The 14,285-nt window shown below is 44.0% G+C and carries 12 protein-coding genes; 9 read left to right on the forward strand and 3 right to left on the reverse strand.

Going from position 1 to position 14,285, the window contains the following annotated elements:
* Positions 1 to 119: 119 nt before the first annotated feature.
* From EHQ17_RS19025 to EHQ17_RS19065, 9 genes are all read left to right on the forward strand, one after another.
* A complete protein-coding gene (locus tag EHQ17_RS19025) occupies positions 120 to 2,015 on the forward strand; it encodes an AMP-dependent synthetase/ligase (protein WP_135593440.1) in 1,896 nt (631 codons plus the stop codon).
* Between the two features lies 1 nt (position 2,016).
* Positions 2,017 to 3,639, forward strand: a complete 1,623-nt coding sequence (locus EHQ17_RS19030) for an acyl-CoA dehydrogenase family protein (RefSeq protein WP_135593438.1) — start codon at positions 2,017 to 2,019, stop codon at positions 3,637 to 3,639.
* Positions 3,640 to 3,660: 21 nt separating this feature from the next.
* Positions 3,661 to 4,104, forward strand: a complete 444-nt coding sequence (locus EHQ17_RS19035) for a MaoC family dehydratase (RefSeq protein ID WP_135593436.1) — start codon at positions 3,661 to 3,663, stop codon at positions 4,102 to 4,104.
* Positions 4,105 to 4,128: 24 nt separating this feature from the next.
* A complete protein-coding gene (locus EHQ17_RS19040) occupies positions 4,129 to 5,658 on the forward strand; it encodes a thiolase family protein (RefSeq protein WP_135593434.1) in 1,530 nt (509 codons plus the stop codon).
* A gap of 229 nt (positions 5,659 to 5,887) precedes the next feature.
* The gene (locus tag EHQ17_RS19045; protein WP_135593432.1) at positions 5,888 to 6,193 is read left to right on the forward strand and encodes a hypothetical protein; all 306 of its coding nucleotides are present in this window, start codon (positions 5,888 to 5,890) and stop codon (positions 6,191 to 6,193) included.
* 72 nt (positions 6,194 to 6,265) lie between these two features.
* The gene (locus tag EHQ17_RS19050; RefSeq protein WP_135593431.1) at positions 6,266 to 6,493 is read left to right on the forward strand and encodes a hypothetical protein; all 228 of its coding nucleotides are present in this window, start codon (positions 6,266 to 6,268) and stop codon (positions 6,491 to 6,493) included.
* Positions 6,494 to 6,966: 473 nt separating this feature from the next.
* Positions 6,967 to 7,221 carry a hypothetical protein gene (locus EHQ17_RS19055; RefSeq protein WP_135593429.1) on the forward strand — a complete coding sequence of 85 codons (255 nt, stop codon included), beginning with the start codon at positions 6,967 to 6,969 and terminating at the stop codon, positions 7,219 to 7,221.
* Positions 7,218 to 8,348 (forward strand): suppressor of fused domain protein, encoded by a 1,131-nt coding sequence (locus tag EHQ17_RS19060; protein ID WP_135593427.1) that lies wholly within the window; start codon positions 7,218 to 7,220, stop codon positions 8,346 to 8,348. Before EHQ17_RS19055 ends, EHQ17_RS19060 begins: the two co-directional genes overlap by 4 nt.
* Before the next feature lie 100 nt (positions 8,349 to 8,448).
* Complete coding sequence (locus EHQ17_RS19065; protein ID WP_246057628.1) at positions 8,449 to 9,051, forward strand: hypothetical protein; 603 nt, start codon at positions 8,449 to 8,451, stop codon at positions 9,049 to 9,051.
* A 390-nt stretch (positions 9,052 to 9,441) separates the two neighbouring features.
* On the opposite strand, the gene EHQ17_RS19070 is transcribed toward EHQ17_RS19065, so the two are convergent.
* The 3 genes from EHQ17_RS19070 to argJ are packed head-to-tail and all read right to left on the reverse strand — an operon-like array spanning position 9,442 to position 14,235.
* Positions 9,442 to 11,802 (reverse strand): PP2C family protein-serine/threonine phosphatase, encoded by a 2,361-nt coding sequence (locus EHQ17_RS19070; RefSeq protein WP_135593423.1) that lies wholly within the window; start codon positions 11,800 to 11,802, stop codon positions 9,442 to 9,444.
* On the reverse strand, positions 11,799 to 13,103 hold the full coding sequence (locus EHQ17_RS19075; protein WP_135593421.1) for a hypothetical protein: 1,305 nt from the start codon (positions 13,101 to 13,103) through the stop codon (positions 11,799 to 11,801). Before EHQ17_RS19075 ends, EHQ17_RS19070 begins: the two co-directional genes overlap by 4 nt.
* The gene (gene argJ / locus EHQ17_RS19080; protein WP_135593921.1) at positions 13,084 to 14,235 is read right to left on the reverse strand and encodes a bifunctional glutamate N-acetyltransferase/amino-acid acetyltransferase ArgJ; all 1,152 of its coding nucleotides are present in this window, start codon (positions 14,233 to 14,235) and stop codon (positions 13,084 to 13,086) included. Before argJ ends, EHQ17_RS19075 begins: the two co-directional genes overlap by 20 nt.
* Positions 14,236 to 14,285: the final 50 nt, after the last annotated feature.

Below are 14,285 nucleotides of genomic sequence, written 5' to 3' on the forward strand. Positions count from 1 at the left end.
GGTGAACACATGTTCCCAAAAGTCATTTTCGTTCGGATTTTCAAAAAGAACTTGATCGGTCGGATTTTATTTCTATTCTTCTTGCCGAATGAGAACAAACGACTGTGAGAGGTTGTGTTTTGGAAACCGGGTTTAAACACTTATACGACTTACTCGCCCTTTCTTCGGAACGATTTCCGGACAAGGAAACTTTTTGTAAACGGACGCCGACAGGAATTCAAGGCAGAACGTTTGCCGTTTTAAAGAAGCAGGTGGACGAAATGACGGCAGGTTGGATTGCGGAAGGAGTCGTCCTGGAAGATAAGATTCTGTTTTTATGCGACTCAAGCACGAATTGGTTTTTCGCGGATCTGTCCATCATCACATCCGGAGCCGCTTGTGTTCCGAGGGGAACCGACGTGGTGGACGAAGATATTCTTTATATCGTAAATCATTCGGAAAGCAGATTCGCGGTCGTTCAGAGAAATCAGGATAAGGAACGTTTGATCCGTCTTGCGGAACGGATTCCTTCCATAGAAAAAATTTTCGTTTTAGAGGACGATCTCGGTGAATTAAATTCGGGCGAGGACGGCGCTCTCGCTTTGATGAAAAAAGGCAGGGAATATCTTATCGAAAATCCGAACGCGATTCCGGATCGTCTACGTCAAACTTCTCCCGATCGATTGGCGACCCTGATTTATACTTCCGGAACTACGGGAGCACCCAAAGGCGTTATGCTCAACCAAACCGGTTGGATCGCCGCAATCGATAACGTGGTCGGCTTCGCGGGTTTATCCTCCGAGGATTCCGGAGTAAGTCTTCTTCCCCCTTGGCACGCGTTCGAACGTGCGATCGAATATTGTACTGTCGCCTTGGGAGTTACATTCTTAATTTCTAATATTACTTCCCTTAGGGACGACCTTCGAGATTTCAGACCGACTTTGTTTCCTTCCGTTCCCCGTATTTGGGAATCCCTCTACAACGGAATCATGACGAAAGTTTCCAAAGAATCAGCGTTAAAGAGAGGGATATTTTCCTTTTTTTTGAAAGTGGGCGAGGTTTGGGCGCATCATAAATCGATTTTTTTCGGATACGATTTTAGAATAGAAAAACCGTCCTCTTTTGTTCGTATTTTTCGCAGGTTGTTTTCTTTATGCACGTTAGTCGCCATTAGTCCTTTGAAACTGGGAGCCGTCGCGGTTTTTTCGAAAGTGCACCAAGCGTTGGGAGGAAGACTTCGGATTTCCGTTTCCGCAGGAAGCGCTTTGCCGAGTTCGGTGGATAAATTTCTTTCCGCCATCGGTTTGATCGTTCTCGAAGGTTACGGGATGACGGAAACCTCCGCGCTAACTTCGATTCGAAAGCCGGATCGCCCGACATCGGGTACGGTCGGAATTCCAGTGGAAGGTTACGAATATCGATTGAAAGACGAAAACGGAAATTCCATTCCGAACGGAAGCGGTGAAAAAGGAACGCTTTGGCTGAAATCGAAACAGATTCTTACCGGCTACTACAAAAGACCGGATCTCAATGAAATCGTTTTCGATCGGGACGGTTTTTTCGATACGGGCGATATCATGCGGATAAATTTCCGCGGGGAGCTTTGTTTCGCCGGTAGGGCAAAGGACACGATCGTACTCGCGGGCGGGGAAAATGTCGAGCCTGTTCCCATAGAAGATCACTTGTTGAACTCACCTTACATCAATCAGGTGATGGTGACCGGTCATGAAAGCAAACATCTTGTCGTTTTAATAGTTCCAGATTTCGATAGAATGAAAACGGAAATACGGGGCCTTCCGGAAGACGTAAAACTTTGGAATCAGGATACGAGGGTTCGCGAGATATTTAGAAAAGAACTTTCTTCGAGAATTTCCAGAAAGAACGGATTTAAGGCTTTTGAACTCGTTCCACAAAACGCGTTTTACGTTCTTCCGCGTCCGTTCGATCCGGATAAGGAAATGACCAGAACATTGAAAATGAAACGAAACGAAATATTAGAAAGTTATAAAAAAGAAATCGCGGAGTTGATAAAATAACATGTCGTTTTTAAACCCTTATTTAAAAGGCGAAGAAGAGGATTTTTACAATACGGTAAAGGACTTCGCCAAAGTGAAAGTTTTTCCCAGTGTCGAACAAAGAGACGAAGAATGTACTTGGGACGACGACCTTTGGAAGGAAATGGGTTCTATGGGACTTCTCGGGATTCCCCTTCCGGAGGAATACGGAGGACAAAGCGGAAGTTGTCTGCAATGTTGTCTCGCTCAGGAAGCGTTTAACGCGGGTTCGCTGGACGGAGGGTTCGGGCTTTCTTGGGGCGCGCATATGATCATCGGAACGCTTCCGATTCTGTTTCAAGGAACGGATGTCCAAAAGCGGAAATATCTTCCCAAACTCGCCTCCGGAGAATGGATCGCAGGTTTAGGTCTGACCGAACCGGATTCGGGATCCGACGCGGCAGGAATGAGAACCTTCGCCGAAAAAACCGAAGGCGGTTTTATTTTAAACGGAAGTAAAATGTATATCACGAACGGCCCGATCGGTCATGTATTCATCATTATGGCTCGAACCACCAAGTCAAGAGGACCTATGGGGGTTTCCGCGTTTATCGTCGAGGCGAATTGGAAAGGATTCCAAGTTTCTAAAGTACTAAAGAAGCTCGGGCACAATACTTCCACAACCGCTGAACTTTCCTTTCACGATATGTTCGTTCCGGATGAAAATCTTTTAGGTCCTTTGAATTCCGGTTTTTTAAGAATCGGAAAAGCTACGTTGGAATGGGAACGGACCGTACTTCTTGCGGCTCTTATGGGAGGCATGGAAAGCGCGGTGGAAAGTTGTATTCAATATGCGTGGACTCGTCAGCAGTTCGGCAAGCCGGTCCTATCCTTCTTTGCTATAAAGGAAAAAATCGCGAGAACTTGGGCGTATCTTTGCGCTTCCAGACGTATTCTTTATTTCGTTTCGCGAAAAAAAGATAACGAACCGAATGTAAGTCTTCCTATGGAGAGCTCCCTTCTTAAGTTGTTCGCTTCCGAAGTCGCCGAGGAAATCGCTTCCGACGCCGTACAAATTTTCGGAGGAATGGGTTATATGCGGGAGGTTCCCGTGAGCCGATTTTATAGGGACGTAAAATTGGGAACCATCGGAGGAGGAACCTCCGAAGTGCAAAGAAACATCGTCTCTTCGACGTACGGCGGTTATGATAAATTTCTTAAAAGTTTAGAAAGCGCGGTTCCTAAGGAAACGAGAAAACTCGCAGACGAAAAAACCGGAGTAAACACGGTCTCCGAATTGATCGATTCGTTGGAAAATTTGATCCGTTCGGTCGGCGACAATCCGGAACGTAGAAAAAAACAATCGTTGGAGTTCGGTTTTGCGGATCTTCTCACAGTAACCGTAACTTTAAAGTTGAGCCTCTGGGATCTTACGGAGCAAAGCGGAAACTACGCGAAAAAAGATAAGGAAAGAGATATTAAAATTTTAGCATATTATATCGTTGCGCGTTATCTCCGCGGAATCGTTTATCTCAAAGAATTGGACAAAGGAGCAGTTTTGAAAATCCTCAACGCATTCGGAAATTTGTCCGTTCCCGAAACGGAGATCGAGGATTGTATCGAATTCCTAAAAGAAGGGATATTGGGTGCGGCGGTTTCGGCGTAAACGATCGGGAGAAATCGGAGAATGTATCAAAAAGGGAAAACCTACGAAGAAATAGAAATCGGGGATAAGGCGAGTTTTTCGAAAACGATTACGGAAACGGACATTTATCTTTTTGCAGGAATTAGCGGAGATTTTAATCCGCTTCACGTCGATGAAGAATATGCTAGAAATACGGTTTTCGGAACGAGGATCGCGCACGGGGGATTGGCGGCTTCTCTTCTGGCGCCGGTATTGGGTATGAAACTTCCGGGACTCGGAACGGTTGCTTTGGAGACGATAACGAAATTCAGGAAACCGGTTTATCCTGGAGATACGATCACTTGTTCCGTGGAAGTGAAAAATAAAATTCCCAAAATGAAACTGGTCGAAATGAAAATCCTTTGGACCAATCAAAAAGGCGATACGATCGGTAAGGGAGAATGTAAGGTTCTTCCGCCCGGATCTTCCGCTCGAAACGAAACATAAATTTAAAATACGGAAATTATAATCATGACAGTCAATCCAGTTTTACTCGGAGTGAGCGATTCGATCGCCTCCGATTTTCCGAACGAATACAAGGAATGGTCCGGAGAAAAAAAAGTATTAGAACATTATAAAAAATCGATTTCTAATCTTCTTGAGTTTATCGGGATGAGTCAGGAAACTCTCCGTGAAACGATCACGGACTTCGTTAGTATAGAACCCGCTTCTTTGGGGAAATCCGGATACGGACACAGCGTTCGTATCGCGAACGAATTGGGTTATACCGGATTCCGTTCCCACCTTATCGATTTGGGCGGAGCGAGCGTAACCGGAGCGATAGGGCAGGCGCGGACCATTCTCCTTTCCGATCCGGAGGCAGTCGTATTAATAGCTGCAGCCGATATTCCGAAGTCGGCGTTCCGTCAAGTTTCCGATCTGAAACGTTTGAACGAAACCGTTTGTCATCCGATACACGAATTGAATTACGGCGCTACTTTGATCGCAATGTACGGCTTGTTGATGAAACGTACGATGTTCGAAACGGGTATCACACAAAAAGATCTGGAGACTATCACGAAAAAATTCAGATCCAACGCGATCTCAAATCCTAGGGCGAACGTTTTCGGACAAGAGATCACCGATAAACAACTTTCGAGAACCGTCGCCGATCCGTATTCCGCTCCTATGATCGCGATCGTAACCGATCACGGTTTTGCTACGCTTTTGATGTCCGAAAAAAAAGCGAAGTCTTTGCAGTCGAAAGGGAAGTTGAAAAAAAATTCGGATCCGATGTTTCTAATCGGAGCGGGTCACGCAGCACATGCGGAATATTTTATTCTTAAAGGAGATTTCGAAACTCCCGCCGGGAAAGCCGGAGAACTCGCTTTCGCTTCCGCGGGAATCGAACGGGAAGAAATCGATTACGCTTGGATTTACGATTGTTTCACCGGAATGGTGATTCTCCAATCCTCGGAGTATTTCGGCATTTCGAAAAAAGATGCGGCCGAACATTTGAAAAACGGAGAACTACGATTGAAAAACGGAAAGACGATTCGAGTGAACGACATGGGCGGAATTTTGAATTACCAAGCCGCGATGTCTATGTCGGCTGCGACCGGTTTGATCGATCTTGCGGCCCATTACGGATTGTATTCCCACTCGGTTCCGGGAATTCAGATCACTCGCCCCGAAAAATCGTTGTTAGGTGGAAACGGCGGCGTGGACAGCATAAACTCGGTTGCGATCTTTTCCTCTTCTCCTTCGGAAACGAAACCTAGAATTCCCGAAACAAAATCCCTTTTTCTCAATCGGATCGGTGCGGAAGAAAACGAAATCGGAATCTTATTCTCCTCCACGACGGTAAACATGAACCCCGGTTCCTTTACGAAGGCGCCGTATTCCCTCGCGCTGGTAAAAATGGATTCGGAACGATACGTAATGGTGAACGTGTTCGATTCGGACGGAGAACTCATAAAGACGGATCGAACGCTGGAAATCGATCGTTCGAAATTAAAAATCCTGAATGAAAAGGGGTTTTTAAAGGGAATTTTATCTTGAACTGAAAGAAATTTTTAAGATCATAAGTCAGTACATTTTCCGAAGATTCCGCGAAAACGATCGTCCAACAAAAGGAAGATTTGCGGAGTTTCGGAAACGAAAAATAAGTTCTAAACTTCTATTCGTCGTTTCAGCGAGACTATCTGAATTTCGGCTCGTTCTTTTTCGTTTTTTTTTGAAGCGGATTCGAGCGCACCGAGAGAGTGAACCTCTCAGGGTTGAATGATCGATGCACATAAAGGCTGAGAATATACAGACCGGTCAAATTCGAATCTTTAACGGTTCTGATTTGATTCTAATCCCGGATTCTTCCAAAGAGGAAGAGCGTGGAACTTTATTTCTACACGGTAGAAAAGTAGAAAATTGTCTCGATCTCAGAAAGTATTCCACCTTTTTCGTCGTTTCCGATTCCGTATCGAAAACCGGATTTCCGGATCAACTCAAACTTCAGGAATTCGGTCCGGACGGTTCCGTTTTGGAAATTTCCGAAAGTAAGATGGATTGTTATCGTGTAATGGGAATATTTTTGGAATAAAAATCGCTTTCTGCTGGATTCGTTCACTGATTCCGTAGAATCCTGCGCACAATTTCCAAAGAGGTAAAGTAAATGGTCCAAAAGAAAAAGGCCAAATCTAAAAATCCCGCGCCGAAGAAAAAACGCGCCTCGACCGCCCCATCGATCCGCAAAAATGATATACGTATTTCCGAAATGATCGATCTTGCAACGGAAGAATTCCTGAAAACGATCGAAATGATGGCTAAGTTATCCGCGGGAAATCGGACCAAACTCAAGAACACCGTAAAAGCCGCGGTTAAGAATATTCTAAAAGACTAAAATTCCAAAAAGTAAAACCGGCCTTAGGTTGTGGGGACGCCTTGCTAAATTTCCGGATTATACGTATGATTTTTCAAAAGTTGCACAGTTTTTTTTAAGTTAACAATTTTTTTCCTTAAAAACTGAGAAATAAAATCCGAAGGGTTTGGAAAAAAATTTCCAAAAAGGATCGATTTTTTTCTAAATCGTAGTCCACTGTACGTATGGAAAACTTATTTCTGATCACGATACTATTCCTAATTCTTTTCGAGCAGTATAAAACCAGGGTTTCCCGGGAGAGAATTCCTATCCGCGCGTTAAAACAATACGTTCATCGTTAGTTCTAAACGTTTTAGGGCCGGGAAGACGGAATCCGTCGCCCGGTTTTTTCTTTTGTATTCCCGCCTTTTTCCCGGATTCAGCCGTAAATCCAGTCTTTAGAGAGTTGAAACAATCCGATTCCGCTGGTACGTTGTCTAAAGACCGAGGAACGTATGTATAAGAAACCGATGACTCCGACTCGAGCGGTGGAAACTTTTATTCGTAATAAAAAGAACGGCGAACCGATTCCGGAAGAAGTATTTTTGGTTTTGGATTCCTTTCCAAGCTGGAACGAAATCGAATTGACGGGGTTGTTGAACGCTTCGTTTTATTTTCCGGATTTATTCTCGGAATTTCGAACCGAGAAGGCGATCAACGATCTTCTCGAAAAATTCAAACAAAGAATCGTGGAAATTCCCATTCAATGAGCTCTTTTACCGAACCTAAAACGTTATACCAAGAAGCCAATCCGTACGGAACGTTTACGGCTTATCTCGAAGACGACGGAAGAACCGTTTATCTTTATCTGCAAGGAGAACAAAATCCCGAATTCGGAATCAAATCCGTATGGATCTGCAATCGTGTCGCCGCACCCGAAAAAAGAAATCGGGAGGACCTTGCGGACGGATTGGCTCCCATTCTCATTCAATCCGAAGTCACCGATCCTAAACCGCATCCCGTCTTCGAAGAAAAGGACATTTATTTTATCTGGACCGAAGAAGGGGACGGGGTGGCGCTTTTTTATAAGGAAACTCTCTACGCATTTCTTCCTCCTTGGTCCGGCGTGGACGGATTTCACGGTTATTCCATCCATGCAAAGATCGACGCGCTAACGGCGTATCCTTTGGGAAATTCCCAATTCGGAGCGATTCCGGATCGTGTCCAGGCTTCGCGAGACTATTGGGAAACCCGTTCTCAAACAGGTGCTTGGAAGAACATCCAAGAAAAACGACTTCATTTTTTGGAATCGAAGTTGGGAAAACACGATAAATATTGGTCGGCCGATGGAGGAAAGTATCCTCAACTCGGAATCGTTCGTTTTCGATCCGAAAAATTTCCGGAGCTTCTGATTTACAGTACGATCGGAATGAGCGCACAAAATATGCCGAGCGTCGAACTCTTCCACAAAAATTACGAGGAATTCGCGAGGATCGAATTGGTTCTCGCGGTAAAAATCGGCTCGGAAGGTTTGGAACGATCCGAGTCTTGGGTTCCACATTTGATCGGAGAATTGATTCGATTCCCCTGGAATATGGCCAAATGGTTCGGTCATGGGCATACGATTTCCATGACGAGAAAGGATCCGGAGGCGTTGTATTTGGATTTCACTTCCGTATTATTCCGGGATTTGTCCAGTTTTTCCGCGGAAACCGCGCCGGATCTTTCCGGGTTGATTTCCGAAAACGGAAAACCGATTCGATTTTTAACCTTATTGCCTTTGAGTGAAGAAGAAAAAGAATACGCGCAAAAAGACGGAATCCGGTCCTTCCTTGAAAATTGGGATCGAAACGGTCTGCCTTGGTATCATGACGCAGAAAGACAATCCCTTGTTTAATTCGAATTCGAATCGAACCGAAGATATCCTCCGTTCGATTCGGAGTTATTCCGGTCGATCCGCGGTATTATCCACGTTAACCGCTCTTGCCGTTGTTTGGATGACTCTTCCTCTTTCCGTTTTGTCGGAAAGTACGGATCCTCTCGCTCAGGAAACGCAGGAGAAGATATGGCAGGAGATTTATAATCGGGATTTTCATTCCTCGAAGAAGTTAGTCCAGCTTGAACTGGCGAGAAGTGGTAAAAATGAGACAATTCCTCTTTTATCATTATTGGAAATTTCTTTAAACGGACTTCAAAGACACAAACAAGCGGACGAGATTCGCAGAAAGATACTTTCGATTTGGGAAAATAAGTTCAAGAAGTCCTTTTTGGATGAGAATTATCCGATCAATCTTTCCACTTGGACGAGAATGGTCGTAGTTAAGCCGGATTCTTTGTTGATAGGAGCCGAATATTTCATTCCGTATCCGATCAACGCTTCGAAAGACGGTTTTTATTATCATAAGTTCACGTTGTACAATCGTTTTTCCAAGAAGCCGTCGCGGTTTTTCAAACTCGAAAAATCCCCTTCCACACAACAAGAATATCGACTTTATGAGATTGAAGCGGACGGTGAATCGAAACAGATCAAGGTTTACGGGGATACTCTACCTGAAATGAAGGATGAGATGAGTTTTCTAAGCGGATTTTTAGGATTCTAAGCGTAAATCCGCCGGATTTAAAGACGAATACGCATTAATTTGAAGTGATTAAAAGAAAAAACCCGCTTCGAAAAGCGGGTTTTAAAGATTCATCCCTTCTTAGAATGAAAGTGTGTTGTTAGAAGCCTTATTTCTTCTTCGCAACTTTCTTTTTAGCTGCTTTTTTCTTCGCAACTTTTTTCTTAGCTGCCTTCTTTGCTGCTTTCTTTTTTGCAACCATTGACTCTTCCTCCGTGTTACTAACATCAAGTTCTGAACGTTGCTCAGAGCTAAATGCCGTGATTAGGGACATAATTAATGGATCAAGATAAAAATGTAAAGTGTTTTAATAAATTTTTACATTTTTTTTTAAAATTTATTTCCGAGTCGTTTTCTTAGAAGTTTTTATTCTCATTCATTCACTTGAAGACATATAAACGAAATGTCATCGCTAGGATCTTTCTTTCCTCGAAAGTTCTGAATCGTTTTTAAAACTAGATCCGCTAAATCTTGTGGATCAAGTTGATGATGTTCCGCGAGAATCTGAATAAACTTTTCATCTCCGAAGATCTCGTCGTTATCGTTGAACGTTTCGGTTACTCCATCGGTGAATAAAATAAGTTTATCTCCTGCATAAATCGGAATCGTTAGGTGTTTATATTCGGTAGGAAGCACGCCTAACACTCTTTGTGTCTCGGTTCTGAGTTCGATTTTTCCGTTTTTTCGAATACAGATCGGAGAGGAATGACCCGCGTTGATGTATCGGAACGTCTCCTCGGAGGAATTATATTCTCCGCAAATGAACGTCATGAACTCGCTTCCTCTGTATCTTTCGATCAGAAACGAGTTGATGACTTTAAATATGGATGATAGATCCGATTTTTTGCGGATTTGATTCTGAATGATGCCGCGTATCGCGCTGACGAGATATCCGGTTCCCAATCCGTGACCCGAAACGTCTCCTAACGCGAGCATCATCCTATTTGAGCTTAATTTTTGGAGGTCGAGATAATCTCCGGAGATTCCCACAGCTGGAATGGAAAAAAAACCGATTTTTATGCCTTTGATCGTTCCTCCCTCGGCCACATGTAGGGTTTTATCGATGATCGAGGCCATATTCAGATCTCGGACGATTCTTTTTTTCTCTACTTCCTCCGCCAACAAAGCGTAATTTTGTAGAAGCATAGAAGCCATTCTCGTGCATTCCTTGAGAAAATGAAGTTCTCCGAGATTGAAATTTTTACGGTTCTTCTTCTCGCCGACTAAAAATACTCCGAGTACTTCTTTTCCTCTGGAATAATTGAAGATCGGATACGCCAGTTGAATTCCGGATCCTTGCAGGAATTTATAAACGGATTCGCGGATTCCCAAACCGTAGGCAAGGTGGGTCGTAACGGTAACTTCCGTGTTTGACGCAAAATACTGCCAGATTTCGGAAGTGGAGGAAATTCGGATGAAATTGATGTTCTTTAAATCCGTCCTCGGAAATTTATCGGCGGGAATGAGAACTAGAATTTTGGTGATCTCGAGACTTTCGGAAACCATTCTCATAAGACTGTTGATCGTTGCACGCATCGAGATCGGAGCGCTGATCATGGACGAAACGGTCTCTAACGCGGAATGTAGTCTTTGATTCCTTTTGAAGCTCCACGTATCGACCAGATTGGAAAGCCTTCGATTGACCGAGCCTAACGTATAAACCGATATCGAAATAAAGAGTAAGTTGAATTCCTGCAGATACTTATCCGCGGCCGCCGGGTTGAATTTGAAAAAGACCGACAAAAGAAAAAGATATCCTCCCGCCAAAATCAGAATCAGGTAAATCGAAGTTAAAGAAGAACTAAACGCGATCTGAACGGGAACGATCGAATACATAAAGGTTCCGTAAATGATCAATGCGGGAAAAATCACGAAAGCCGAAACGATCAGTAGTTTAGAGACGGCGGGAGATATAACTTCCGAAAATTCGACAGAAACGAACGGTATGATCGATATGACGCTGAAGGCCGCGATTAAACTCAACTTTTTGAAAAGACTTTGTAGTGGAAAAAGATTGCGGATCGAATCTGCGATAAGAAATAAAATACAGATCAAGGAGCAGAAAAGGATAAAGTAAACTCCGTTCGTGGCGAGAATTCCGAATATCTGCGGATCCGCCTTTTGAGATTTTCCTACGAAACCCGCTATGAGCGAGAATATGATTTCAGGTGCGAACCAGCGCGTCGGCAGTTCCTTTCCTCTTAAGCGAAACGTAATATTCAAAATAACGAAAGCCGTGAAGTAGAGAAAAAAGAAGAACAAGAAATGGAAATCGTGGAATCCAACTAGGAAAAAATTAAACAGACTTAAACAGGACAAGGATCCGAACAGAAGGACCATATATAGATCCCTTGTGTAGAAGAAAAACCAGATCGCAACGGAAAGATACAAAAGGGAAATCAAGATATCCCGCGTAAAATCGGCAAGAACGGAATACGGGGATTTTGGCGTGAGGATCACCGGGATCGTTTCGCTTACGCCCTTGTCGTACACGTGAATTCCGTTTTCATACGATTGACCCGATTCGGCCAATTTGACGGCAATTTCCAGTTCCAAAAGATCCACCTTTTTGCCGAGAACGCCGGGGAAGTTTTCGTCGCTTTGTATGATCGTTCCGTTGGGATAGTAATAAAACGGAGGACGCAGACTTTCCGACGTCGTCTGAAGAAGTCCGATCAAGAGTGCGATGCTGAACACGATCAGCGAAATGAAAAGAAGAAGGATGTTTCTCACGAAGGAAACCTCAGATCGTAAAACGAAACCATCGGCCGATTTCTCCAGGTTAGTACCAGCGGATCACTTCCGATTTCCTCTTCCACCTCCCAGCCGATGGACAAAAGATTTTTTCCGAAGTTGGAATTACGATGCACCTTGAAGTTTTTTCCGGAACTACGGAGCGAAATCGAACTGTCGGATCTTCGGATCGCTCCGACGAGAAGATCGTATTCCTCGTTCCAGGATATCTCTTTGAGATAGGATTCCACGAGGTTTTTGATGTAGTTTAGGCTTTGGACGGAACGGGAGCTCCTCGAAGAATATAATATTCCTAGCATATAACAAAGCACTAATACCGAAATCTGTGTCGTAATTCCGAGTTTTAGTATGACGAAATAGGTTTCGTCACCGTCGGAATTCAGGAATTCCAGCAATTCTCCCGGCTCGCGCGATAGGATTTCGGTGCGGATATTTCCGATCATCGGAGGTTCGGCGGGTTCCAGAAACTTTCTTATCTTTCCCGCTGTTTCCAATTCCTTTCTGTATTTTTTGTTTTCCGCGACTTGAGAGGAAAGTATATGGTTGTGAACCGCGATTCCGCATTTTCCTGAAAGAAAACTCAAATCCTGTCGTACGGAATCTTTGGGGATGTTGGATACGGCCAAAAATCCGAAAAGGGTTTCGCGGTATACGAACGGCAGGATGAAATTCGCCCGTAAACTCACGAAGTCTTCGTTGATTTCGTGGTTCTGATCCGGTTCGCCTATAATTGCTCCATTCTTTTTATTTAATATATATTTCAGAAGTTTTGCGTCCGGATTGATTCCGTCGTGTGTGATCACTTTTCTCTGTTTTTTTTTGGCGTACGTATACAACTCGAAAGTCCGTAGATCGTTGTTCAAAAGTGCGAGTTTTCCGTAATTGCTTTCGGTGAGTCGCACCAAATCGGGAAATACGTTTTTAATCAAACCTTCGTGATCGAATCGACGGTAGGCGATTCGAGAGGAGCGCGGGTCGTCGCTCAGATATTCCGAAATCAAAACCGACTTCAGCACTCCGCTTAGTTTTTCCTGAAGAGGGAATATTATAAAAACCGCGAAGATCAAAGTGGAAAGAAGACTTACTTCCATATAATATTCGATCGCAGCGGGAATAAAAGATAAAACGACGAAATAAATTCCCAACGCGATCAGGATCGAAATCCCTTTTGCGAAAAGGTTTATGATTCCGGAAATAAGATAATAATCCGTTATCAGAGAACGGAAGTATTCCCGAATTCCGGATCCGGAATCGTCTCTTTCAGGTTGTATAGTAGGCATTCTCTTCTATGTATTTTTCCGTCAGATCGCAACCCCAAAACTTTGCGGAAGTAGTCCCGACATTCAACACCACATTCAAAGAAATTTCAGTATTATTTTTCAGGTATTCCGACAACTTTTTTAGAATTTCAGGCGTTGCCCCCTTTACGGGAAGTTCTCCGAAATAAATTTCCAAACCTTCGAAAGGAATCGGTTCGTCGAAAACTTTACCGATCGCCATCACAAGTCTTCCCCAATTCGGATCTCCTCCGTAAATCGCGGTTTTTACCAAAGGGGAATTGAGAATGGACTTACCGATTTTTTTCGCCTGTATTTCGTCTTTCGCAGAATTCACTGTGAGTTCGATCAGTTTCGTCGCTCCTTCCGCGTCGATCGCGATCTGTTTGGTAAGATCGACGCAGATTTCTTCGAGCGCACGCGAAAATTCCGCTTCATCCGCTTCTCCCGCAAGCCCGTTACAAAGAAGAGCCACCGTGTCGGAAGTGGAAGTGTCGGAATCGATCGTAAGACAGTTGAAACTTTTGTCCACGGAGGATTTCAAAACGGAATATAAGTTCGTATTCTCCGGAAGGGAAACGTCCGAAAGTATATAACAAAGCATAGTCGCCATGTTCGGTTCGATCATTCCCGCGCCTTTTGCGATCCCGAAAATCGAGGCTTCTCCCGATTTCGTTTTAATTTTTCGAAAAGAAATTTTTTTCCGAGTGTCCGTCGTCATGATCGCTTCGGCCACTTCCTCCAGATTTCCCGGTTTTAAAAGTTCCTTTGCATTTTTGCAAGCGGGAAGTATCACCTCCATCTTCAACGGAACTCCTATCACTCCGGTGGAGGAAGGAAGGACTAACGTTTCCGAAATTCCGAGAGATTCTCCGATCGTTCTGCATATTTCCCTGGAATTTTCGACTCCACGTTCTCCGGTCGCTACGTTGGAATTTTTGGAATTGATGACGATCGCCTGTAAAATTCCGGATCGAACGTGTTCTTTTCCCACGATCACCGGGGCGCCCGGGTAATTGTTTTTGGTGAATACGGCGGCGGCCTTACAGGGAACTTCGGAATAGATTACGCCGAAATCCTTCGTTTTATCTTTGATTCCGATATTGATTCCGAAAGAGTAAAAGCCTTTGGGCAAGGTCATAGAATCCCTCAACGAGTTGATTGGATCTATGTTTAGAAAATTCT

The organism is Leptospira gomenensis (assembly GCF_004770155.1).
Lineage (GTDB): Bacteria > Spirochaetota > Leptospiria > Leptospirales > Leptospiraceae > Leptospira > Leptospira gomenensis.